The sequence below is a fragment of the Spirulina sp. CCY15215 genome (assembly GCF_016888125.1).
In the GTDB taxonomy this organism is placed as follows: Bacteria; Cyanobacteriota; Cyanobacteriia; order Cyanobacteriales; family Spirulinaceae; genus CCY15215.
Map to the genome: position 1 here is coordinate 1 of NZ_JACSWA010000535.1, position 21,510 is coordinate 21,510.

Annotated in this window: 23 protein-coding genes and 1 pseudogene; 11 read left to right on the plus strand and 13 right to left on the minus strand. The window is 42.1% G+C overall.

The window, feature by feature from the left end; translation table 11 throughout:
• Nucleotides 1-70: 70 nt before the first annotated feature.
• Nucleotides 71-1,507: a decarboxylating NADP(+)-dependent phosphogluconate dehydrogenase gene (gene gnd / locus JUI58_RS18480; RefSeq protein WP_204105284.1), complete on the minus strand. Its 1,437-nt coding sequence runs from the start codon at nt 1,505-1,507 to the stop codon at nt 71-73.
• 249 nt (nt 1,508-1,756) lie between these two features.
• Between gnd and JUI58_RS18485 the strand changes: the two genes are divergently transcribed.
• Both JUI58_RS18485 and JUI58_RS18490 read left to right on the plus strand, forming a co-directional pair.
• A complete protein-coding gene (locus tag JUI58_RS18485) occupies nt 1,757-2,914 on the plus strand; it encodes a Na/Pi symporter (protein WP_204105285.1) in 1,158 nt (385 codons plus the stop codon).
• Nucleotides 2,915-3,048: 134 nt separating this feature from the next.
• A complete protein-coding gene (locus JUI58_RS18490; RefSeq protein WP_204105286.1) occupies nt 3,049-3,918 on the plus strand; it encodes a type II toxin-antitoxin system HicA family toxin in 870 nt (289 codons plus the stop codon).
• Here the strand turns inward: JUI58_RS18490 and JUI58_RS18495 are convergent.
• Genes JUI58_RS18495 through rlmN form a run of 3 tightly spaced genes read right to left on the minus strand, consistent with a single transcriptional unit; the run spans nt 3,913 to nt 6,941 of the window.
• Nucleotides 3,913-4,767, minus strand: coding sequence for a glycosyltransferase family 2 protein (locus JUI58_RS18495; RefSeq protein WP_204105287.1), 855 nt, complete (start codon nt 4,765-4,767; stop codon nt 3,913-3,915). The genes JUI58_RS18490 and JUI58_RS18495 overlap by 6 nt on opposite strands.
• Nucleotides 4,768-4,794: 27 nt before the next feature.
• Nucleotides 4,795-5,871 (minus strand): glucose-1-phosphate thymidylyltransferase, encoded by a 1,077-nt coding sequence (locus JUI58_RS18500; protein WP_204105288.1) that lies wholly within the window; start codon nt 5,869-5,871, stop codon nt 4,795-4,797.
• Nucleotides 5,868-6,941, minus strand: coding sequence for a 23S rRNA (adenine(2503)-C(2))-methyltransferase RlmN (gene rlmN / locus JUI58_RS18505; RefSeq protein ID WP_204105289.1), 1,074 nt, complete (start codon nt 6,939-6,941; stop codon nt 5,868-5,870). Before rlmN ends, JUI58_RS18500 begins: the two co-directional genes overlap by 4 nt.
• A 262-nt stretch (nt 6,942-7,203) precedes the next feature.
• On the opposite strand from rlmN, the gene JUI58_RS18510 reads away from it, so the two are divergent.
• Nucleotides 7,204-7,632 (plus strand): response regulator, encoded by a 429-nt coding sequence (locus JUI58_RS18510; RefSeq protein WP_204105290.1) that lies wholly within the window; start codon nt 7,204-7,206, stop codon nt 7,630-7,632.
• A gap of 17 nt (nt 7,633-7,649) precedes the next feature.
• Here the strand turns inward: JUI58_RS18510 and JUI58_RS18515 are convergent, their stop codons facing one another.
• Entirely contained in the window at nt 7,650-9,833 is a 2,184-nt protein-coding gene (locus tag JUI58_RS18515; protein WP_204105291.1) for a transglycosylase SLT domain-containing protein, read from the minus strand.
• A gap of 83 nt (nt 9,834-9,916) precedes the next feature.
• Here JUI58_RS18515 and JUI58_RS18520 point away from each other — a divergent pair, with 83 nt between their 5' ends.
• Nucleotides 9,917-10,261: a chemotaxis protein CheW gene (locus JUI58_RS18520; protein ID WP_204105292.1), complete on the plus strand. Its 345-nt coding sequence runs from the start codon at nt 9,917-9,919 to the stop codon at nt 10,259-10,261.
• Here JUI58_RS18520 and JUI58_RS18525 read toward each other — a convergent pair.
• Nucleotides 10,163-10,858 (minus strand): Uma2 family endonuclease, encoded by a 696-nt coding sequence (locus JUI58_RS18525; RefSeq protein ID WP_204105332.1) that lies wholly within the window; start codon nt 10,856-10,858, stop codon nt 10,163-10,165. The genes JUI58_RS18520 and JUI58_RS18525 overlap by 99 nt on opposite strands.
• A 320-nt stretch (nt 10,859-11,178) precedes the next feature.
• On the opposite strand from JUI58_RS18525, the gene JUI58_RS18530 reads away from it, so the two are divergent.
• Nucleotides 11,179-12,189 carry a glucokinase gene (locus tag JUI58_RS18530; protein WP_204105293.1) on the plus strand — a complete coding sequence of 337 codons (1,011 nt, stop codon included), beginning with the start codon at nt 11,179-11,181 and terminating at the stop codon, nt 12,187-12,189.
• 49 nt (nt 12,190-12,238) lie between these two features.
• On the opposite strand, the gene JUI58_RS18535 is transcribed toward JUI58_RS18530, so the two are convergent.
• The 5 genes from JUI58_RS18535 to JUI58_RS18555 form a co-directional block, all read right to left on the minus strand.
• Nucleotides 12,239-12,511 (minus strand): DUF2470 domain-containing protein, encoded by a 273-nt coding sequence (locus JUI58_RS18535; protein ID WP_204105294.1) that lies wholly within the window; start codon nt 12,509-12,511, stop codon nt 12,239-12,241.
• Between the two features lie 20 nt (nt 12,512-12,531).
• Nucleotides 12,532-13,302, minus strand: coding sequence for a cobalt-precorrin-6A reductase (locus tag JUI58_RS18540; RefSeq protein WP_204105295.1), 771 nt, complete (start codon nt 13,300-13,302; stop codon nt 12,532-12,534).
• Nucleotides 13,303-13,306: 4 nt separating this feature from the next.
• Nucleotides 13,307-13,498, minus strand: coding sequence for a hypothetical protein (locus tag JUI58_RS18545; protein WP_204105296.1), 192 nt, complete (start codon nt 13,496-13,498; stop codon nt 13,307-13,309).
• A 112-nt stretch (nt 13,499-13,610) separates the two neighbouring features.
• Nucleotides 13,611-14,318 (minus strand): Tic22 family protein, encoded by a 708-nt coding sequence (locus JUI58_RS18550; RefSeq protein ID WP_204105297.1) that lies wholly within the window; start codon nt 14,316-14,318, stop codon nt 13,611-13,613.
• Between the two features lie 160 nt (nt 14,319-14,478).
• Nucleotides 14,479-16,257 carry a mechanosensitive ion channel family protein gene (locus tag JUI58_RS18555; protein WP_204105298.1) on the minus strand — a complete coding sequence of 593 codons (1,779 nt, stop codon included), beginning with the start codon at nt 16,255-16,257 and terminating at the stop codon, nt 14,479-14,481.
• Between the two features lie 57 nt (nt 16,258-16,314).
• On the opposite strand from JUI58_RS18555, the pseudogene JUI58_RS18560 reads away from it, so the two are divergent.
• Nucleotides 16,315-16,491 (plus strand): annotated as a pseudogene (locus JUI58_RS18560) (hypothetical protein); the annotation flags it as partial.
• Between the two features lie 123 nt (nt 16,492-16,614).
• Here the strand turns inward: JUI58_RS18560 and JUI58_RS18565 are convergent.
• Together JUI58_RS18565 and JUI58_RS18570 are read right to left on the minus strand one after the other, a co-directional pair.
• Nucleotides 16,615-17,349: an ABC transporter ATP-binding protein gene (locus JUI58_RS18565; RefSeq protein ID WP_204105300.1), complete on the minus strand. Its 735-nt coding sequence runs from the start codon at nt 17,347-17,349 to the stop codon at nt 16,615-16,617.
• 3 nt (nt 17,350-17,352) lie between these two features.
• Nucleotides 17,353-18,159, minus strand: a complete 807-nt coding sequence (locus JUI58_RS18570) for an ABC transporter permease (RefSeq protein ID WP_204105301.1) — start codon at nt 18,157-18,159, stop codon at nt 17,353-17,355.
• A 187-nt stretch (nt 18,160-18,346) separates the two neighbouring features.
• Here JUI58_RS18570 and JUI58_RS18575 point away from each other — a divergent pair, with 187 nt between their 5' ends.
• From JUI58_RS18575 to JUI58_RS18595, 5 genes are all read left to right on the plus strand, one after another.
• Nucleotides 18,347-18,538 (plus strand): DUF2862 domain-containing protein, encoded by a 192-nt coding sequence (locus JUI58_RS18575; RefSeq protein WP_204105302.1) that lies wholly within the window; start codon nt 18,347-18,349, stop codon nt 18,536-18,538.
• 31 nt (nt 18,539-18,569) lie between these two features.
• Complete coding sequence (locus JUI58_RS18580) at nt 18,570-19,661, plus strand: ArsA family ATPase (protein WP_204105303.1); 1,092 nt, start codon at nt 18,570-18,572, stop codon at nt 19,659-19,661.
• Nucleotides 19,662-19,685: 24 nt separating this feature from the next.
• Complete coding sequence (chlG, locus tag JUI58_RS18585) at nt 19,686-20,654, plus strand: chlorophyll synthase ChlG (RefSeq protein ID WP_348539922.1); 969 nt, start codon at nt 19,686-19,688, stop codon at nt 20,652-20,654.
• Nucleotides 20,655-20,765: 111 nt separating this feature from the next.
• Entirely contained in the window at nt 20,766-21,044 is a 279-nt protein-coding gene (locus tag JUI58_RS18590) for a hypothetical protein (protein WP_204105304.1), read from the plus strand.
• Entirely contained in the window at nt 21,013-21,375 is a 363-nt protein-coding gene (locus JUI58_RS18595; protein ID WP_204105305.1) for a type II toxin-antitoxin system RelE/ParE family toxin, read from the plus strand. Before JUI58_RS18590 ends, JUI58_RS18595 begins: the two co-directional genes overlap by 32 nt.
• The last annotated feature ends 135 nt before the right edge of the window (nt 21,376-21,510 follow it).

Here is a 21,510-nt window from a genome sequence, read left to right on the forward strand (position 1 = left end):
GACCCAAATAACGTAGTACGCTGGGTACTTAGTCTGGTCAGAATGGCTTGTCAGATTTCTCTTTCAAGCCTCACGCCTTTAGGCTGAGGTTCCTGACCCATTCTGTATGGAAAGATTCTCCGCGAGGCTTATCAACCCGTTCGTAGGTATGCGCCCCAAAATAATCTCGTTGCGCTTGAGTGAGATTTTGCGGGAGGCGATCGCGGCGATAGCTGTCAAAGTAATCCAAAGAAGCACTAAATGCGGGTACGGCGATCCCGGTACTATTGGCGACAACTAACACATCTCGCCATGCTTGCTGGCGATCGAGAATACTTTGTTTGAATTCTGGTGCCAAGAGTAAATTGGGTAAGTTGGGATTTTCAGTGAAAGCATTCTTGATTTTATCAAGAAAACCCGCTTGAATGATACAGCCCCCTTTCCAAATGCGAGCATCTTCAGCCAAATTGAGATTGTAGCCTTTCTCCTCAGAAGCCTTCCTTAATAAAGCCATTCCTTGAGCATAGGAACACATTTTGGAACAATACAAAGCATCTTTTACTTTGTTGATAAACTCTTTCTTATCGCCAGTAAAAGGAGTTGTAGTAGCCGTAATTTCTTGGGATGCTGCAACTCGTTCCTCCTTATAAGAAGACATGATACGGGCATTGACTGCGGCAAAAATTGTGGGAATAGCTACCCCTAATTCTAACGCACTCACCACCGTCCAGCGTCCCGTCCCTTTTTGTCCCGCCGCATCAAGAATGAAATCGAGTAAATGAGTATTGGACTCTTTATCGACATATTTGAAAATATCTGCTGTAATTTCAATCAAGAAGGAGTTTAACTCATCTGTGGTATTCCATTCAGCAAAGATTTCATGGAGTTCTTGATTGCTCAATCCCAAACAAGATTTTAGGAGATCGTAGGCTTCGGCAATTAACTGCATATCGCCGTATTCAATGCCATTGTGAACCATTTTAACATAGTGACCTGCGCCTCCGGGTCCGATGAAAGTAACGCAAGGACCATCATCAACTTGGGCAGCAATTTTAGTTAGAATGGGTTCAAGTTCTTTATAAGCTGCTTCTGTTCCTCCTGGCATCAAACTAGGACCTTTTAAGGCACCTTCTTCACCTCCACTAACACCCATCCCCACAAATCCAAGTCCAGTGGCTTCTAATTCTTGGGTGCGTCGTTCGGTATCATCATAAAGGGAATTTCCGCCGTCAATAATCATGTCTCCTTTTTCGAGGAGAGGTTTTAATTGTTGGATAACAGCATCAACAGGTTTACCTGCTTTTACCATGACTAAAACTTTGCGGGGAGGTTCGAGTAATTTCACGAATTCTTCAAGGGAATAAGCCGCTTTTACGTCTTTTCCTTGGGCCCGCGTTTCCATAAATGCTTTTGTTTTGCTTTCGGTTCGGTTATAAACTGCAATGGGAAAACCTCGACTTTCTACATTCAGAGCCAAGTTTTCTCCCATTACTGCCAAACCGATAACACCAAAGGTTCGTTTCGTCATAAGTCCTCTATAAGTCCTCTATGTAAGAATTCTGAATTGTTAACAATTGGAAGTTTTACTTCTAAAATTTGTCAATCTTGTCTATCTTAGCTCGATCTTTGAAATTATCATATAAAGAAGAAATTAAATATTAATTGTCGTGCTGATATTTGCCAGAAAAAACGTAATTTAAGGCACAATAAATATTAAAAATTGTTTAAGATTGAAAGAAAAAAGACAACTAAAGCAAGATTTCTCAATGACCAAATTATGAGCGAAACAATTGAAAAGACTCAGAGGGCGATCGCAGCCCCATCTCGCCTTCATTATTGGCTGGGGGCGATCGCCTTGGTTTATTTGCTTCTCGTGGCGGTAGGGGCGATCGGGGCGGGGTTTCAGGCAGTGGCAGGAGAGAGGGCAATAGATTTGTTTGCCTTTGCGACTAATCCTTTTGCGGGATTAATTGTGGGGATGTTGGCGACGGCTTTAATTCAATCTTCTAGTACAGTTACATCAATTATCGTGGGGTTGGTGGCGGGGGGTTTGCCTGTTTCTCTGGCGGTGCCGATGATTATGGGGTCTAATATTGGCACGACAATTACCAATACTCTTGTTAGTTTGGGTCACATTCGCGAGAAGGAGGAGTTTCAACGGGCATTTGCGGCGGCGACAATTCACGATTTCTTTAATTTTATTGCGGTGGCTATCTTTCTACCGTTGGAGATTTTTACTCACTTTTTTGAGAAAATGGCGCGAATCTTGGGGGGTTTCTTGGTTGGAGAAATTGCGATGGATGCGGAGAAATTTAATTTAATTGCTGCTGTCACGTCTCCCGTTGAAGGGATTTTAGCCGCGATCGCCAATTCATTTCCCGATCCTTTTAATGGGATAATCTTAATTATTTTCGGTATTGTGGCGATTTTTCTTGCCATTTTCTATTTGGGCAAACTCTTAAAAGAGTTGTTGGTGGGAAAAGCTAAGGAAATGTTAGAAGGGGCGATCGGATCGGGAGCATTAAAAGGAATTTTTTCTGGTATGCTAGTGACGATTTTTGTGCAATCTTCTTCTACAACGACGAGTTTAATTGTCCCTTTAGCTGGGACGGGATTTTTAACGTTAGAACAGGTTTATCCTTTTACGTTAGGGGCAAATATTGGTACTTGCATTACTGCGACAATTGCAGCAACAGCAGTCACTACAAATCAGTTACCAGCTTTAGAAATTGCTTTGGTGCATTTACTTTACAATGCGATCGGAGTGATTCTGATTTATGGTCTTCCTTTTTTAAGAAATATTCCGCTTTTCGGAGCAAAAATGTTGGCAAAGGTGGCTTGTCAGCAAAAAATTTGGGCTTTTGTTTATATTTTCTCTGCTTTTTTTCTCCTTCCCGGTTTCTGTTTGGGGGTGACATTGTGGATGGAATCTTAAATTGGTTTTATCTCTTTTAGTAATTGGTGCGCGATCGCCTTTTACATATTAGTATTTTTATCGATTCACCTTAACAGCACCCATAGACTGGTATAATAATATCGAGAACATTAAGCCTGCATTTGTTCCGATCGATGAGAAAATCGCAAAGTGCAAGTCAGAAAATTCCTCGCTTTAGCGCTATTATTGCTAGTTTGATGCGGTTGGCGATCGCAGGGGCGATCTGTGGTAGTTTTGGGCTGATAGTGTTACAATCAGCCGATCGCGCGGAAGGAAAAGAGAGGCGATCGCATTTTTCTAGCGTAACTTTAGTTAGTTGGCTGGGAATGAGTATCACTTTTTGGAGTTTAGGGGAATATTTCCAGTATCAAAGAAAGCGTGACGGGACAATATTACGCGATCGCCTTCACGTTATGGAAAGTTTTTGGCAGGAACAAAAACAAGATAATCTAGAGTTGCAGAAGCGTTTAACTGGCGATCTCCAAGAATGGGAAAATGCGATCGCCAATTATCAAGTGCAATTATCGGAACAAATACAGCAACAACAAGAATTAGCGCAAGAATTAGCACAAACTCAAAAAGTTTTAAAACACAAAGAAGATATTCCGACGATCGACTATGCTATTGCTGAAAATGAAAATTTGCTACAAGAAAAGAATGATCTGACTCAAGAGTTAATATCGGCAAAAGCACAGATTTGGCATCTAAAAAAGGCGATCGCGTCAGATAATTCTGAGAATGATATCGTTATAAATGATGAGGTAATTGATAATAAATCGAATGCGATCCGTCTATCTGAATTAACAGGCATTTCTGGAGATCGTGCAGTTAGTGCTTTAATGAAGTTAGGGTTTGCACGCGATCGGCAAACAGGGGATCATGTTATTCTGAAAAGACATCTAAATTGTACAATCCCCCTGAAATCAGAACTTTCTCCAGCAACTCTTAAAAGTGCATTACGTCAAGGGAATGTGAATCTTGATGAATTCCTCGATAGTTTATAGTAATTGTCTCAAATAGCGAGAAATTCCCATTAATTTCCCCAAACTAATTTGCGGTTTAATGGGTAATAAAATAAGTCCATAAATGAACACGCGAAAAAAGCGAAAAAGAAAAATAGAAAGAGGGGCATATTTGTTTAAAGTTAAAAGGTAACTATAGGTGCTATGTTCTAACTTTTTCTGGATATTGCGATTTGTAATTGAGGAAGGATAATGCACGATCGCCATGCGATCGGTAATTGCAATTTGATGTCCTTCTTGACGATAACGCTGACAAAAATCAAAGTCTTCATAATAGAGAAAATATTGCGGATCGAATTGGGGACAAATAGAAAACTTCTCAAAATTAATTAATAAGCTACAGCCACTAATCCAATCACAAATAACATAAGGTTCTTCAGAAGCGCGATCGATTAAATTTTCTTCAATAATAGCACCACGACTGGGGATAAATTTTCCTCCTGCAAACCAAATCTTTTCTTCTGGAGTATAAATCACGGTACCTAAAATAGAGATATGGGCATATTGAGAGAAAAATGGTTCTACTTGTTCTAAAGTATTTTTAGGTAAGATTGTGTCAGGATTAATCAGCCAGACAATTGCATTGCGATCGCGCTTCCAAATCCAGTTTAAACCCACATTACAGCCATTGCCAAAACCAATATTTTTCTCTGTTTCTAAAACGAATACTTTCTCGGATTCTAATGTTTTAATAGTATCATCTTCGGGAGAATTATTAATAATAACAAATTGACAAAAAATGTTTGAAATAGACCCACAGGATTTGATAAGTCGCTCAATTAAATCAGTTGAATTGTAATTAACAACTACTAAATAAATATTTTTGTTCATTATTTTGTTCATTATTTTACCATTATTTTAAGACATTAACTCAATCTTACAATCATCTCCAATCATAAAACGAATAGCTTTTGGGCGCTTAGAAGCCAGAATTAATTGGGCGCGTTGTCCAATTAAACTATCCACAATACGTTGGTGAATATTAACAATTTTAGCACCGGATAAAATAACACTATGATCGATATCTGTATCGATAAGCGTAACATTATCAGCAATACTACTATAAGGACCGATAAAACAATTTTCTAGGTGACAATTTTCGCCAACGATCGCGGGACCGCGTATGGTACAATTAATTAATTGCGTTCCTTTCCCCACTTCAACGCGCCCATAGATCTGAGAATCTGAGTCTAGATTACCAGCAATTTTTGTTTCTAGAAAATCATCTAAAACAATGTGATTTGCTTCAAGGAGATCGTCTTTTTTCCCTGTATCCAACCACCATCCCGATAATTGCATTGCTTGAACATTATACTGTCGATCGATTAAAGTTTGGATCGCGTCAGTAATTTCTAATTCTCCTCGCGGGGAAGACTTAATTTCTGCGATCGCCTGATGAATAGTGCGATCGAAAAAATAAACCCCAACTAACGCTAAATTAGACTGTGGATCTTTCGGCTTTTCGATTAACTGTAAAAGTCTGCCGCGATCGTCCATCTTTGCGACTCCAAAAGCACTCGGATTTTTAACTTCGTGTAGTAAAATTAATCCATTTAATTGTTGTTGTTGAAACTTAGCGAGAAATTCTTGTAGGCGATCGCGAATCAAATTATCCCCCAAATATAAAACAAAAGGAGAATCCTGGAGAAAACTTTGAGAAACTTTAACAGCATGAGCCAGTCCTGCGGGTTCTTCTTGCAGAATATAAGTTATCTTAACACCAAAACGACTCCCATTTCCCGTTTTTGCCTTGACTTCTTCTCCCGTTTCTGGACTAATAACAATACCGATCTCGTTAATTCCCGCCGCCGCGATCGCCTCAATTCCATACCATAAAATCGGCTTATTGGCAACAGGTACGAGTTGTTTTGCTCCTGTATAAGTTAAGGGACGCAAGCGAGTTCCTTTTCCACCCGAGAGAATTAATGCTTTCACTTTACCTCCGAATGTGTCAGTTCTGGAGTAACAGTTGAAGCCCTGAGTTGTCCGCAGGCCGCATCAGCTTCTAAACCTCGAGAATAGCGAATGCTAACCGCTATTTTATACTGTTCGAGGGTATGTTTAAACTGTTGGATGCTGTGGGTATTCGGACGTTGATAATCTGCTTCAGAAATGGGATTGTAGGGGATTAAATTAACATGACTTTGCAATCCTTGAATCAATTTTGCTAATTCGATCGCCTGTTGAGGATCATCATTCACTCCCGCAAGCAGAATATATTCAAAAGTAACTCGCCGACCCGTCATATTGACATATTTACGACAATCTGCCATAAGTTTTTCAAGGGAATAGTGGTTAGCACTGGGAATTAATTGGGTTCTTAATTTTTGGTTAGGTGCATGGAGACTTACCGCAAAAGTAATTTGTAAATGGTGTTCCGCGAGTTGGCGAATGCGATGGGGAACTCCTACCGTAGAAATAACCAGCGATCGCTGACCGATCCCCACATCTTCATTCAAAGTTTTGACCGAAGCCACCACTTCTTCTAAGTTTAATAAAGGTTCTCCCATGCCCATAAAGACGACATTAGAAACCCTCTGTTGAAAATCCTCCTGTACTGTCAGAACCTGATCGACAATTTCCCATGCTTTCAGACTGCGGAGAAATTCGCCTTTTCCCGTGGCGCAAAAATCGCAGGTCATGGGACAGCCAACTTGGGAAGAAACGCACACCGTGAGGCGTTTTTCCGTGGGAATACCAACAGTTTCTACGATCGCATCATCTTCCAGACGCAAGAGATATTTACGGGTTTGATCTGGGGCGATACTTTTATGATGGATCTGCGATCGCCCAATTTTAACCCCCTTGAGTTCCTCTCGCCACTGTTTGGGAAAGACAGTAATATCAACAAGCGATCGCGCCCCTTTTTGGTATAACCATTGATGAAGCTGCTTCCCGCGATAGGGAGGCTGACCCTGCGATCGCACCCATTCCGTCAATTGCGCTAGAGATTGTCCCAATAAAACATCATCTTGTTTGGGTTTTTCTTGTACTGGTACAGTCATTCCTTAAAATTCAGACTCCCTAACGGCATCGTTTCCTATTGTGACCGATCGGGGCGGGATTAGCATGGGAATATCTGGGACGCGATCGCCTTGTAGGAATTTGTCGGTAGTTTTCCCTTGTTATTGCGATCGGTTTTTCCTCGGTGTTTACACTTATATACAAACTGTGGATTGTTTCCCTTTTTACTGTTGCGAAATATAAAGCAAACCATGTAAAGTAGAGAGAAACATTTATTTACAATCCCGATTTTAAAAAATTGAGATGACCAATCGCAATATATTGCTAGTTGAAGATAATATCGCCCATGTGCGCCTTATTAAAGAGGCTTTTAAGGAAAATGGGGGAACCCATCAAATGATGAGTGTCAATGATGGGGTAGAAGCGATCGCTTATCTACGACAAGAACGAGATTATACCAGCGTACCCCGTCCCGATATCATTCTCCTCGACTTAAATTTACCCAAGAAAAATGGCCATGAAGTCTTGGCAGAAATTAAAGCCGATCCTAACCTCAAACATATTCCCGTACTCATTTTAACAAGCTCTAAAAGAGAGGATGATATATTAACCAGTTACGATCTTCACGCAAATTGTTACTTAAATAAATCTGCCAATCTTCAGCATTTATTTGAGGTCGTGCGTAAAATTGAAGATTTTTGGTTGACCACAACAATGTTGCCTTCAACCTGAATTAGTATCTAAATTAATTAATTATTAATTAATTTAGATACTTCTGGGTTATAAATGCGTAAGTAATTCCAATAATTACTAAAGACAGATTCTACATAATTTTTGGTTTCGCCAAAGGGAATTTTTTCAACAAATTCATCAGAGTCGTTAAAGCCAAACTTTTTAACCCAGCCGCTTACATTACCCGGACCCGCATTATAACTGGCGATCGCCAACATGGAATTATTTTTATATTCTTCATGAGTATAATTTAAAAACCACGTTCCCAAGGAAATATTATCTTCTGGATCGATCAAAGAATAGTCCTTCAAAGCGATCTTTTCGGCAATCCATTTTCCCGTTTCCGGCATCACTTGCATTAACCCAGTTGCCCCCGCCGAAGAGCGAATTTCTGGCTCAAAACGCGACTCTTGGCGAATCAAAGAAACCACCAACATCGGATTAATTTTATGTTCCTTTGACCATTTTATAATTGTGTCATTGTAGGGAAAAGGAAATAATGCCTGCCAATATTGCGGCGTTTGACGCAGTGCCAACCATTCCTCCCTTTCCTCTGGTTTTTCTCGCTCTTTTAAACTCCAAATTAAATTAATACCTTTCAAATAATCCCCAGTAGTTTGTAGTAATAATCCTTCCGTAAATTGTTCTGCAACACTGGGGTCTTGTCGGTTGCCAAATTCCGCTTGCCAAAGGGTCCAAGCATCCTCATCTTGACCGAGTTGATAGAGTTCTTGGAAGAGTTCCGATCCCGCAGGAGGAGGGGGACGAAATTGCGGAGGGACAACCTCCGGTTGTTTATCTCGCACAGTGGTAAAACTGCCCACATCCCAACCCAAAAGAGCCGCAGATCGCCAAGCATAATAGGATTCAGGATGTTTGGCTAGGACGTATTTATAGGCAGCTTGTGCATCTTCAGGGCGGTTGAGACGAGTCGCCCATTTTCCCACCCAAAAGGACGCTTTGGGGGCTAAATTACTGTTGGAATTGTTGGCAGCAATAGGGTGCGCCCATTTCCATGCTTGAATATATTCTCCTTTTTTGGCATAATTCTGCGCGGTTTCCCAACGGTAGCGGGCGGCGGCTTCGGACTGGGGATATTGATTGAGGATCAGTTGTTTGGCTTCACTTGCTGCTTTGCCATTCCTCTGTTTTTCGAGGAGTTTCGCTTTTTCGAGGAGGGCATCCGGGGCGCGATCGCGGTAATTTTGGATAGTGCGATCGAGGTATTGCAAGGCCTCTTGGGGATCGGAAAGTCGCGCCAAGTGGAGGAGTGCGAGTCCGGTTTCTTCTGCTTGGGGGAACTCTTCCACGAGTTGTTGATAGCTAATTTTGGCTTCCGCTTTACTGTTCCCCAAATCTCGCCCTCGGGCGGTGCGATAGAGGTTTTCTGAAGTGTTTGGGGCTTTGGCGTAAGCACTACCCGCCTTGCCATATTCCCACTGTTCCCAATAGCCATCGGCGATCGCTTCCCATTCCTCTGGGGTGAGGCGATCGCGATAATTTTTCACCAAGTAATCGCGAATATCCGTCATACCAGGGGCATCGGGGGTATTTTTGGCCAAAAAGAGCAGCAATTTGGGCTGATCTAGTTTGCCCTCCAACCCTTTACGAACAATTTCATGGGTGAGGGGGTGTTGGGGATATTCGGCAATGGCGCGATCGCCGTATTGGGGATCGTATTCGGTCAAATGGTAGTATGCCTCAGCCACTGCGAGGGAATCAGGATAGGTCTCAATCAGGCTCTCTAGGGTTGTTTTTGAGCGATCGAGTTCATTGGTCAATTCGTAAGCTCTCGCCCGTTTGAGGAGGATATAGGGGGCAAGGAGAGGATATTCATCTTCAAGATCGTTCAATAAACGCAGGGCTTTACCCCCTTCCAATTGAGCGAGGTGATCGATCGCCAGTAAGTAGCGGGCGCGACTGCGTTCGATGGAAGGGCGATCGCTCAAGGCAATTTCATCTAATTGGACGGCACGGGCTTCGGAAGAGAGGAGGACGAGGGGGAGGACAGAAGAGCGATCGTCGGCGGGTTTGGGGGCAATTTTACCCACAGGGAGAAGGTTCTGCTCGGCGATCCACTGTTCAATGCGAGCGAATGCCCCCTGTTTTTGTGCCAATATGAAACCCGAACCGAGAATCGCGGCGATCGCGATACTCGTACTAATGGTTAGGAATGTTTGAATGGGTCGTCCTTTTTGCATTCATCTGTCCTCATCGAAACCTCTCAACATAATACCCTAGTTGGATTGGGTATTCTAGAAATAAAAGCGCGTAGTTTTTCGTCATGTTAATGCTTCTTTTTCGGGTTGGTAAAGAACGTTATGCCCTCGATACGACCCTTGTTGTTGAGGTGATTCCCAAAGTTGACCTCATCAAATATCACGGCACGCAGCCCGCGATCGCCGGACGTTTTAACTATCAGGGTCGGATCGTCCCCGTCCTCGATCTGAGTCAATTTTTGGCAGGAGAACCCTGTCCTGCTGTTTTAAGCACCCGGATCGTTATCGTCGATCTCGATATCCGTCAACCCCTAAAATTCCTCAATCCCATCGGGGTCAATGCCATTTTCAATGAGCAAGTTTCTGAAGCGATCGGCTCTTTGTCGTTCGCGATCGGCTCGTTCTTCTGAAGTGGGAATCCAATCTCCTGAAGTATCGTAAAAGCGCAACCATAAGCGATCGATTCCTTTATGAATTCCTTGCCATAATCCCAATCCCAACTCCAATTCTTCTAACCACAAGCGATTATTACTTATTTCTAATTCTTGATAGCAATTGTTTTCTAAATGAAACACCCGAAAAGCATCCTGTTGGCGGTCGTAAACAACATAGTACGGGACTTGCAAAATTTGCTCGTAAACCTGCCATTTTGTCGGATTCCCGTCGGGATCGGCTTCCACCTGCCCTAAATCTTGGGCTTGGGTGCTGGGGGACAATAACTCAACAACAATAAACGGATTGACTCCTTCTTGCCAGACGACGTAACTCAATCGTAAATCCCGTTCTTCGTACAATCGGGACACTCCAACAACCCCAAACCAATCCGGACGTTTATATCGCCGCGTGTTATTTTCATCGTAATAAATATTCAAATCCATTGCCGAAAAAACCCGCTCTAATGGGTAAGTACGGAGTTGAAATGTTTGCTCTAAAAGTTCGGCTTGGATGGGGTGATACTGGTCGGGCAAACCGGATTCTCCTACTTCTTCACTCGGCAGATCGTACATGGTGGGTAAGTCTCTTCTTGGGGGAGAAGTTGAGAGTGAGTTTTTCTGCCTTTGGGTGAGGTTAATCATATCACATGGGGAGAAATAAATTATTTTGCTGTCGTTTCTATTTTAACCACTTTAACTGGACTTACACAAACATTGACCATTGATAACTCTACCCCTGTTTTGTCACTCTGGGAGATTTCAACAACTTTCCGCTTAGTGAGCGACAAGATAATTTTATAATCATACTTAAATCTGAAGAAAATTTAGACAAAAAGGAACGGTTATAAGCTATCATTATAGATTGATAAGCAGCAAAACCAAGAAGAAGGCTGATGACATTACTCCTAGCAGGCGATATTGGCGGCACGAAGACGATTTTACAAGCCGTAGAATTGACAGAGAAGGGACTTAACCCTATTTTTGAGGCAAAGTATCTCAGTCAAGATTTTGCCGATCTCGTGCCGATCGCGCAACAATTTCTCGCAATGGCTACAAAGGAAGTAGGTCAGGAATTACACCCAGAGAAGGCCTGTTTTGCGATCGCGGGTCCGGTGGCAGATGATCGCTGTACTCTCACTAATTTGAGTTGGGTATTAGATGGACGGCGTTTGGAGAAGGAACTCGGTATCATAAAAGTGAGTTTAATTAATGATTTTGCCGCGATCGGCTATGGGGTTTTCGGATTAAAACTGGAGGATATTCACAGTTTACAGGATGTTCCGGCGGATAAGACGGCACCGATTGCGATTATTGGCGCGGGTACTGGTCTGGGAGAGGGGTTTGTGATTCCTCAAGAAACGGGATATCGGGTGTTTGCCTCGGAGGGAGGACACGCGGATTTTGCCCCTCGCAATGAACGAGAGTTTAAGTTACTAAAATATTTTCACGAAGTAAGAGAGTTGAAGCGGGTATCTGTAGAAAGGGTCGTTTCTGGTATGGGAATTGCTGCTATTTATGAGTTTTTAAAGTCTTTGGGAGAGATTCCCGAGTCGCTGGAAATTGGTAGGGCGATCGCGCAAAAAGATGCTGATATTGGCGCAATTGTTTCGCGAGGAGCCACGGAAAAAGGCGATCGCTTATGCAAGGAAACATTGGATTTATTTATCGATGCTTATGGGGCAGAAGCGGGCAATTTGGCTTTAAAATTATTACCTTATGGGGGATTATATATTGCAGGGGGAATTGCGGCGAAAATTCTCCCCGTATTACAAGAAGGCAAGTTTATGACGGCTTTTAACACAAAAGGTCGCGTCAGTCCCATTTTAAATAATGTTCCTATTCATGTCATTTTAAATCCACAAGTTGGCTTATTAGGTGCGGGAATTTGTGCAAATCAATTATAGATTTACAACAATGAATAGCGATCGGGGGATTATGTCACCATTATTAAGTTTATTTAGTTTGTTCGATCATGCTCACAAGAGTATGATGAGCATCTTTAGCATCTACTAAAGTATGGTCGAAAGAGATCCGCATGGGGATATCTGTCCCATTGGCTTGTACCGTTAAATTCATACCTTCCGCATCGATCGCCAGCATTTGGGCGCTAGTGGCTTCCGGAGTCTTGCCAAAAACGCGGGCATATAAGACGATCGCATCGCTATGATCTTTATTCATGTGCTTGCAAATGCGATCGCTAACTTCTGGGGTTAGGGAATCTACCATTGTTTTTCTCCTCAAGTGAACTATTTTAAATGCCGATCGCAAAACGCGAAAACATCTTCTAAATTTGCAGTTTGTTGGGGATAACTTACGGAAGGTCGCGCAACAACCAGTAAAGGAATTCCCAATTTAGCAGCAACGGATCGCTTAATCTCCTCTCCTCCTTCTCGTCCCGATGCCTTGGTCACAACCAAATCGATGTGCCACTGTCTCCAAAGTGCCTCCTCAAGTTCCCCAGAAAGGGGAGGACGCAGGGCAATGAGTCGATGCGGGGAAAATCCAGCCGCGATCGCCACTTCTAATGAGTTTACAACAGGAAGGACGCGGGCAAAAAGAGTGGCGCGATCGTGCCAAGGTTGAAAAAGAGGTAAAGTTTTACATCCCACCGTCAGCAAGACGCGGCGATCGCACAGATAATCCCCAGCCAGCAATTCCTGGAAACTCTCGACCAATATTTCCCCTTCTGTTGCCAAGACTGGACGTTCATAGCGTAAATAGGGAATCTTAAATTGAGCGCTTATGGCGATCGCATGGTGAGAAATACTGCTGGCATAGGGGTGGGAAGCATCCACCACAGCAGCAATTGTTTCCCGGCACAAAAATTCCTTGAGTCGATCGGGGGTTAAGCGTCCTGTGCGAATATCGAGCCTTGGACTGGGGGGATAAAGCGATCGCGCGGCCTCCGTCGTCACCGTGACCAAACAGGGAATGCTACGAGAGACTAACAAGGTGACAATCTCGCGACTTTCACTCGTTCCCCCAATTATCCACACCTTTTTCAGGGTTTTGAGCAATCCCTTAACGTCCCTTTAATGCTTTCTGAAAATTTTGCCGATAGGATTTGTTCGTAATTAATAAAACTGGCCAAAGTAACGATAAGGCGACGCGATTTGTGAAGCCTGGCTGGAAGTTGGTTTGTTTGTATCCTTTCCAGAATTTCCAAATCCCAGCCCCATAAACCACGATCGCAATCACACCAAATATCCACATAGTCTTCAATCCTTAAATTCACCAAGAGTTTGCCTATATATCAGTTTAACAAGTTAGGAAATGTGGCAACTGCAATGCCTCATATACCCACTCTTTCGCGATCGCGCGATCCTTAAGGGGTTTGTTGCTGCAGCGATCGCACGTATTGTAAAGATTCATCGGATAAAACAAGTATAATTTGCTTCAATCCTTCTTCCTCGGAATTGGCTAAAGTGTCGATAACCGCCTCTAAAGGGATCACTTGAACCCTGATGCTATTGGCTTGGTTAGGATTTTGTTGGGTAAAGCGGTTGACAAGGGCATCAAGTTTTTGTTTCTCAAAAAAGAAGGGAATCACTTGGCGATCGTTAACGGTAATACTCAGATAGCCTCCCGTTGATTCGGCCTTGGCCGCAAAAAGAGGTGTACCTTGAAAATCTTGTTGAACCTGTTGTGCAGCTTCAACTTGTCCTCGCATCGAGACAAACTCAAACTGAACTGAACTTTGCGCTCGAGCCTGTCGGACAATTTGAATGAGGGGGAGGGGTGAAACTTGCAGTTGGCGTGCTAGATCGGGATTGTTTGTACCGAGATTGGTGATAAATGATTGAGCGTCACTACGGCTGATGAAGACTCCCGCAACTTGTTCTCCTTCTTGACTCGATGCGGTTAAAGGTTTTCCTTCTGCGTCCGTTACCATAAAAACCGGGATAGGGGAAAGAATGCGCTCAACATCACCGTCAGGTAACGCATAAGCGGTGAAATTTTGGCTTCCCATACCGAGGAGAATGCCGAAAGAAATACCTAAACTTGCTGTCCAACGGACTAATAATGATTTCATTGTTCGCGGTCTTAATCTGTCTGTTTGTTTGCCTGCTAAGATTTAGCTTACCTCGCGATCGCAGTTTTTCCCATTTTGACTGACCTCTTTTGCCAGAAAAATCTCGATTTTTCTTTATCCCCTAATCAAGGTATGATTTGACAAACACGATAAACGATAACTAAAACTGCCAAAATCTTCTCTTTTTCTTAGTTGTTTCTTTGGGCGTTTGCACTTGAGTATCTGTATTCATTAGTTGATTTGACTGGGGAGGTTGATTTGATTTGGGGGGTTGAGGTTTAACAATTTTTGGTCGTTCTTGTTTAGCATTTCTGGCAATTTGGTTTCTTTCTTCTTTTTCAAGTTTAACTGCCCAGTCGGGTTTATCTGCCATTTCACTCACAGGAATATATATCCCTTCACGGTCGAATTCTTCTTTGTAGCGTTTCCTTAAAATACGTTGGATTTGTAAATGTTGCCCTGGTTTGACTTTAGTTTTGGTATGAATAACAATACGAATATCGCCAAATTCCTCAATTCCCTCAAAATGCGTGGGTTCGAGAACATCTTCATTTTCTTCTTGGAGTTGATAACCGATCGCCTCAATAATTTCGTAAAGGCGATCGAGATTGGTATTATAATCGACCCCAATATCAACCGCAGCATAAACAAACTCTTTTGAGTAGTTGGTAATCGAGGTAATATCCCCATTGCGTAAAATATGGACTTGTCCGTGATGATGGCGAAGGCGTGTCGTCCTCAATTCGATCGCTTCTACATATCCCGATGCTTCTTCTGTTTCAATGTAATCCCCCACTAAATAATAGTTTTCAAAGAGAATAAAGAAACCGGAAACAATATCATTAACTAAATTTTGCGCCCCAAAACCGACGGCTAACCCCAATATCCCTGCACCTGCTAAGATAGGGGCTGGATCCACTCCAATGGTATCGAGCATAAAAACTCCCGATCCGAAATAAACAAAATATTTGGAAATACTTTGGACGAGAGGTGTTATTGTTTCGCGGCGTTGTTGTTGAGTGGGGGTTAAATCTTGGGAATTGAGCAGTAATTCTTCAACCGATAAATAAATAACTGAGATTAAGATGCGACTTAGAAGAACGATCGCAATTAATTTAATTCCAACGGGTCCCCAGTTCGATAAACCAGCAACAAAATCAATCTGTTGAATAACCAATGTTGCCATGATAATATAAATAATATATTCCAAACAACGCTTGAGAAATGAAACTAGATGTCGGAGTTGTTCGTAAAATCGTAAGATATTGTCTGGGTTAGAATATTTAACACTAAGACCGTCAAGGCTATCAATGATGACTGCAACAATTTTAAAAATTAGCAAGCCGATAGCAATAATTATATAAATTCGCAGTAAAATATATAAGTATTTAGTAACAACAGCAGGTAGAATCAGAAATTGAGCGCAAAGAATGGCGATCGCAATCCAAGATGCACTATTAATGTTCTTTTTAAAGGCATTAAAAAAGTCGGCAACGCTGTCATCATTATCAGCAATTCCGTCAAATTTTTGAGCGTATTTTGATACACTATCCAATCCATTATTAAAAATTCGTAAAGCAATACTTGTAACAATAATTGCTCCAATACTTTTGACCACTCCTAAACCCAGAGAAATCCAAAATTCTGTGGGAATTTTGCGAATGAGTTCTAAGCTATAATCGCGAATATTTTCACCGCGATAGATCAGAAAACTATTAATACCAACGATACCCAAAGAAACTAGAAAACTAATCAGAAAAAGAAAACCGCGTACATTGCGACGAATTGCGGAAGCACTGCTTTTCCTTTTTTCCAGTATCGGGATTTTGAAAATTTGTCGATAGAGTTTGCTAAAGCTCCAATCAACGAGAAAGAAAAAGATAAGAACTAAACTAACTTCTGCAACAATGGTAATGATATTAATTGTCATCGTCGTCATGGTCGATTTGCCCTTTTGCGATCAATAATTACTTATAAGACTTATTGATTTGTTTACATGGAGAAAGATAGCATGGAGAAAGATAGCATGGAGAAAGATAGCATGGAGAAAGATAGCATGAAGAAAGATAGCATGAAGAAAGATAGAACTTTTGAATTAGTTGAACTATTGTTCGTGGGTAAATCCGCGATCGCGTTCTCCTTATTTTACAAAACTTCTAAACTTATCTTCTAAACTTATCAATGTATTCTTATCATGAGCAATTGAGGGCGAATTGTCAATGAGTTCCTTTTTCTGGTATTCGGAAAAGGAATTGTGGGTTTATTATCGCGTAAAACTAAGAGAATGCGATCGCGGCTAGGTACTATATTTTAAATATTTGCTGACTGTCTCTTGGGGTTCTCCTGCAAACATTAATTTACCACGATCCAACCAAATCACCCGCTCGCAATATTGGCGAATAAAATCTAAATCGTGAGATACTACTAAAATAGTTGCATTTCCCTGCCAAAAACTATCGATGCGCTTTTTGCATTTCATCTTAAAATGCTCGTCTCCAACGGATAAAACTTCATCGAGAATGAGAATATCTGGCTGTACGTCGGTAGCGATCGCAAACCCCAAACGTGCTTTCATGCCCGAGGAAAGTCCTTTCACCGGCAGTAATTTAAACTCTTCTATTTCGGCAAATTCTAAAATTTCTCTTGCCCTTTGTTTCATTTCCGCACGGGAAAAACCCAATAAAACCCCATAGAGAATAATATTATCATAAACAGAAATATCCTTATCAAATCCTGCTTCTAGCTCCAACAAGGGGGCGATGCTGCCTTGTACCCTAACTTTACCTTTAGTTGGTTCTAAAATACCGCACATCAACTTTAAGAGCGTCGATTTTCCTGACCCATTTGCACCGACAATTCCTACTTTTTCATGAGCATTCACAGTCAGATTGATACTATCCAAAACCAAGCGCCGAACAGGTTTGCGATAATTTCCTTCTAACATAGAAAAAAACGTCCTTTTCAGGTCGTAAGAAAACTCCTCCTGGGTCCGTCGTAACAGCGACACATTATCTAAACGAATTAACTCCATCGATTACAGAAGGTCCATAAACTGCGATCGCCACCGTTGAAAACACAACCAGCCTACACTCAACACTAACACTCCATTGAGCAAAGAATGCACAATGGGGTAGGGTGCGGGAAGAGTCCCTGAAATGGCAATATCTCGCAGGCTCTCCAAAATAGGATAGAGAGGATTGAAAACTAGAAATTGACGTAAATTAGGGGGAACAATAGTAGGAGGATAAAAAATTGGCGTACTCAATCCTAAAACAAAAACAATTACCTCATAAAAATTAGGTAGATCCCGGAAAAAAACATAGAGTGCGCTGACCAAGAAAGCAACACCTACACATAACAAAAACATTGAGAGAATCGGAAACACGAGCAATAAAACATTGAGGGGATTTTTGGAGGTAAAAAGGGTGACGATCGCCAGGACAGGAACCACTCCTGCAATAAATTGAAACATATTTGCCATGACCATCGAGACGGGAAATACGCTGACGGGAAGACGAATTTTATTTAAGAGAGGACTTCCCCAAACGACAATATTAACACTTTGGATTGTTGCCGTGGAATATAAATTAATAACCGTTAGCCCTGTAAAGGCAGCAAGCATATAGTTTAATAAAGAATTATCGTAGTAGGTAGCAAAAATATTACCAAAAATGGCGGCATACAACCCCGTCATGACCAAGGGATTCAAAACCGACCAATAAATCCCTAAGAAAGAGCCTCGGTATCGTACCTTCAAATGCCGTGCTGACAGGACGTAAACTAAATCCCAATAGCGGCGAAAATCTTCCCAAGTTGCATTGCCAGGAAGGGAAAGAGCCATGAACTTACTATAAACGGTCAACAGTCAACAATAAACAGTTAAGAGGCAAGAGTCAAGAGGCAGGAGGTAAGAGGTAAGATTAGGTAGGTTCTTTACGGGTTACGCTTTACTTCTTCCCCTCTTCTCCCTTTTCCCGTAAACTGTGTAGTGGTCAAAATTTTTACAGCAAACTGAGGTTAGAGTCGGAATGGAAATCGGGACAAAAGTTAAAATCTGTCGGATTCGCGATCGCGTCGGTCAAGATATTGCTAAGAAACTCGGCGCAGTTGGTACGATTACCGGCTATAAAATGACTGATGGTAGCGGCGTAGGCCTGATTGTCGAATTTGCCGACAACAGTGCCAGTTGGTTCTTTGAAGATGAACTCAAAACAGTTTAGGAACAGTTTACAAATAGTTTAAAACATTGTAATGGCTCACCTGATAACTTTTTTGGGCAAGGGCGGAGTCGGTTGCACCACCGTGGCGATCGCCGCCGCCAAAAGACTTGCTAAAAATGGCGATCGCGTTCTTCTGGCCACCCAAGACCCCAGCCCGGCTTTTGGCTTATTGTTGGGGCGATCGGTGGGAGTCGAACCCGAGGAAATTGCCCCCAATTTTTGGGCGGTGCAGTTTGACACCCCCTTTTTATTGGCGAAGGGTTGGGAAGAAATCAAGGAAATGGAAGCCAAATATTTGCGTTTCTCAACCTTGAAAAACATTTACGGACAAGAATTAGGGACATTTCCTGGCTTTGAAAGCGCCCTTGGTCTTTACGAAATTCGTAATTATAATGCCAGCCAGAAGTTCGATGTGATCGTCTATGATGGGACGGCGGATCTGGCCTTAATTAGCGCCCTCGGTGTACCGGAAAATACCAATTGGTATATCCGTCGCTTCCGGGAATTAATTTTAGAGTCAGATTTGGGGAAAGCCCTCTCTCCCTTCATACAGCCCATCACTGCGGCAATTTTTAATGTTTCCTGGTCCTTGGAAAATTTTGCGGAACAACCTCTTAATGAGACGAAAACCCTATTAGAGGAAGGAATTGATGCGGTTTCCGATCCCAAGCGGGCGATCGCCTATTTGGTGACTAATAACGATCCCATTGCGATCGCCACGGCTAAATATTTATGGGGTAGCGCCCAGTTAGCGGGGGTGAATGTCGGGGGTGTATTCTGGAATCGAGAAGGTGCCGATCGCCAATTAACAGCAGAATTTTCCCCCCTATCTTACACAGAACTTCCTCAAAGCAAAGATTTAGAGGCGATCGCCGCCGCACTCCCCAATATTCGTGAGGTGGGAGATATTCCTAAACCTTTGCAGATAGATACGAACAACCGCCAAGTCAAGGTCTTTTTACCTGGATTTGACAAAAAACAGGTTAAATTGACCCAATACGGCACGGAAATTACCATTGAAGCTGGCGATCGTCGTCGTAATATTATTTTGCCTCCTCCCTTAACGGGACAACCGGTAAAAGGTGCCAAGTTTCAAGACAATTATTTAATTCTTTCCCTCTAGGCGATCGCTTAGGAGTAAAACAAAGTGACACAAAACCCAGAACAAAGTACAGAAACTTCTAAAACCCGCCAACTTTTAGGCATGAAGGGGGCTGCATCAGGAGAAACCAATATTTGGAAGATCCGCTTGCAGTTAATGAAACCGATTACATGGATTCCTTTAATTTGGGGTGTAGTTTGTGGGGCGGCCTCTTCCGGGGGCTATACTTGGGGTATCAATGACTTCTTGGTGGCGTTAACTTGTATGCTTTTATCGGGACCGTTAATGGCAGGTTATACCCAAACCCTAAACGATTTTTACGATCGCGAAATCGATGCCATTAACGAACCCTATCGCCCCATTCCTTCGGGGGCTATTTCTGTGTCTCAAGTAGTAACCCAAATTCTTGTTTTACTCTTCGCTGGATTGGGTTTATCCTACTTTTTAGATGTTTGGGCGGGTCACGATTTTCCTATCATGCTTTGTTTGACAGCATTTGGGGCATTTATTGCTTATATTTATTCTGCACCTCCTCTCAAATTAAAGAAAAATGGTTGGCTGGGAAATTATGCCCTCGGATCGAGCTATATTGCTTTGCCTTGGTGGGCAGGTCATGCTTTATTTGGGGAATTAAATGTCACGCTGATTATTTTGACCCTATTCTATAGTTTGGCAGGTTTAGGTATTGCGGTGGTGAATGATTTTAAGAGCGTGGAAGGCGATCGCGAGTTAGGTTTACAGTCCCTTCCGGTAATGTTTGGAATCACAACTGCAGCTTGGATCTGTGTCATCATGATTGATACTTTTCAAGCCGGAGTAGCGGGATATTTAGTTAGTATTCATCAGAATCTTTATGCAACTCTTGTGATCCTGTTAGTGATTCCTCAAATCGTGTTTCAAGATATGTATTTCTTGCGCGATCCTTTAAAGAATGATGTTAAGTATCAAGCCAGCGCACAACCCTTTTTAGTGTTGGGAATGCTAGTTGTTGGGTTAGCTTTAGGTCACGCTTGAAGGAGAGGCAAGGCTTTGAGATAATGGGGATAGTTTTTCAAAATGCGATCGCCATTTAGCCAGAAGAAATTGTTAAGATAAAGTTAAATTGAAAATGAGAGGAATTGAGCCATGCAAGCCTTTGAAGTGATAGGCACAGTCAATGAAAATGGAGAGTTAGTTTTGCGCGATCGCTTGGCAATTGCTACAGATATTTCTATTCCTTGTCAAGTTAAAGTTATTGTTATTGTCCCCAATGAACCCGATCTCGAGTCCGACGATACACCAGTAGAGGAAATTAAAGCAAGTTTGAGACAAGCATTAAGGGAAGCAAAAGAAGGAAAAAGAATTCCTTTAGACCAAATGTGGGAGGGAATTGATGCAGAAGAAATCCTCTCCTGTCAATATTGATTTGACTCCTGAATATAAAAAGAGACTCAAAGAATTGTCTAAGAAGTATCGCAATATTCGTTTTGATACTCAATCTCTTCTTACAGAATTACAAAATGGAAATTTTATCGGCGATCGCTTATCCGGATTTGGTGAAGATTTATTTTTGTACAAAGTTAGAGTCAAAAACAGTAACATCAAAAAAGGAAAAAGTGCGGGATATCGTTTGATTTATTTACAAGAGTCAGAAATCAGTATTTTACTGTTGACAATTTACAGTAAATCGGAGCGAGAATATATTACAGTTGATGAAGTTAAAGCAATCATTATCGCCAACCCTAATTCATTTTAAGAGATTTTTTGTATGAGACAGCGCTTGGCGGATCGATTGTGAGATTAGGCGGTATTTCAACTCAAACGCGAGATTCAATCGAGATATTTTTGATCTGTAGGGAGTCAAATCGACCCAACACCCATGATCATGCCC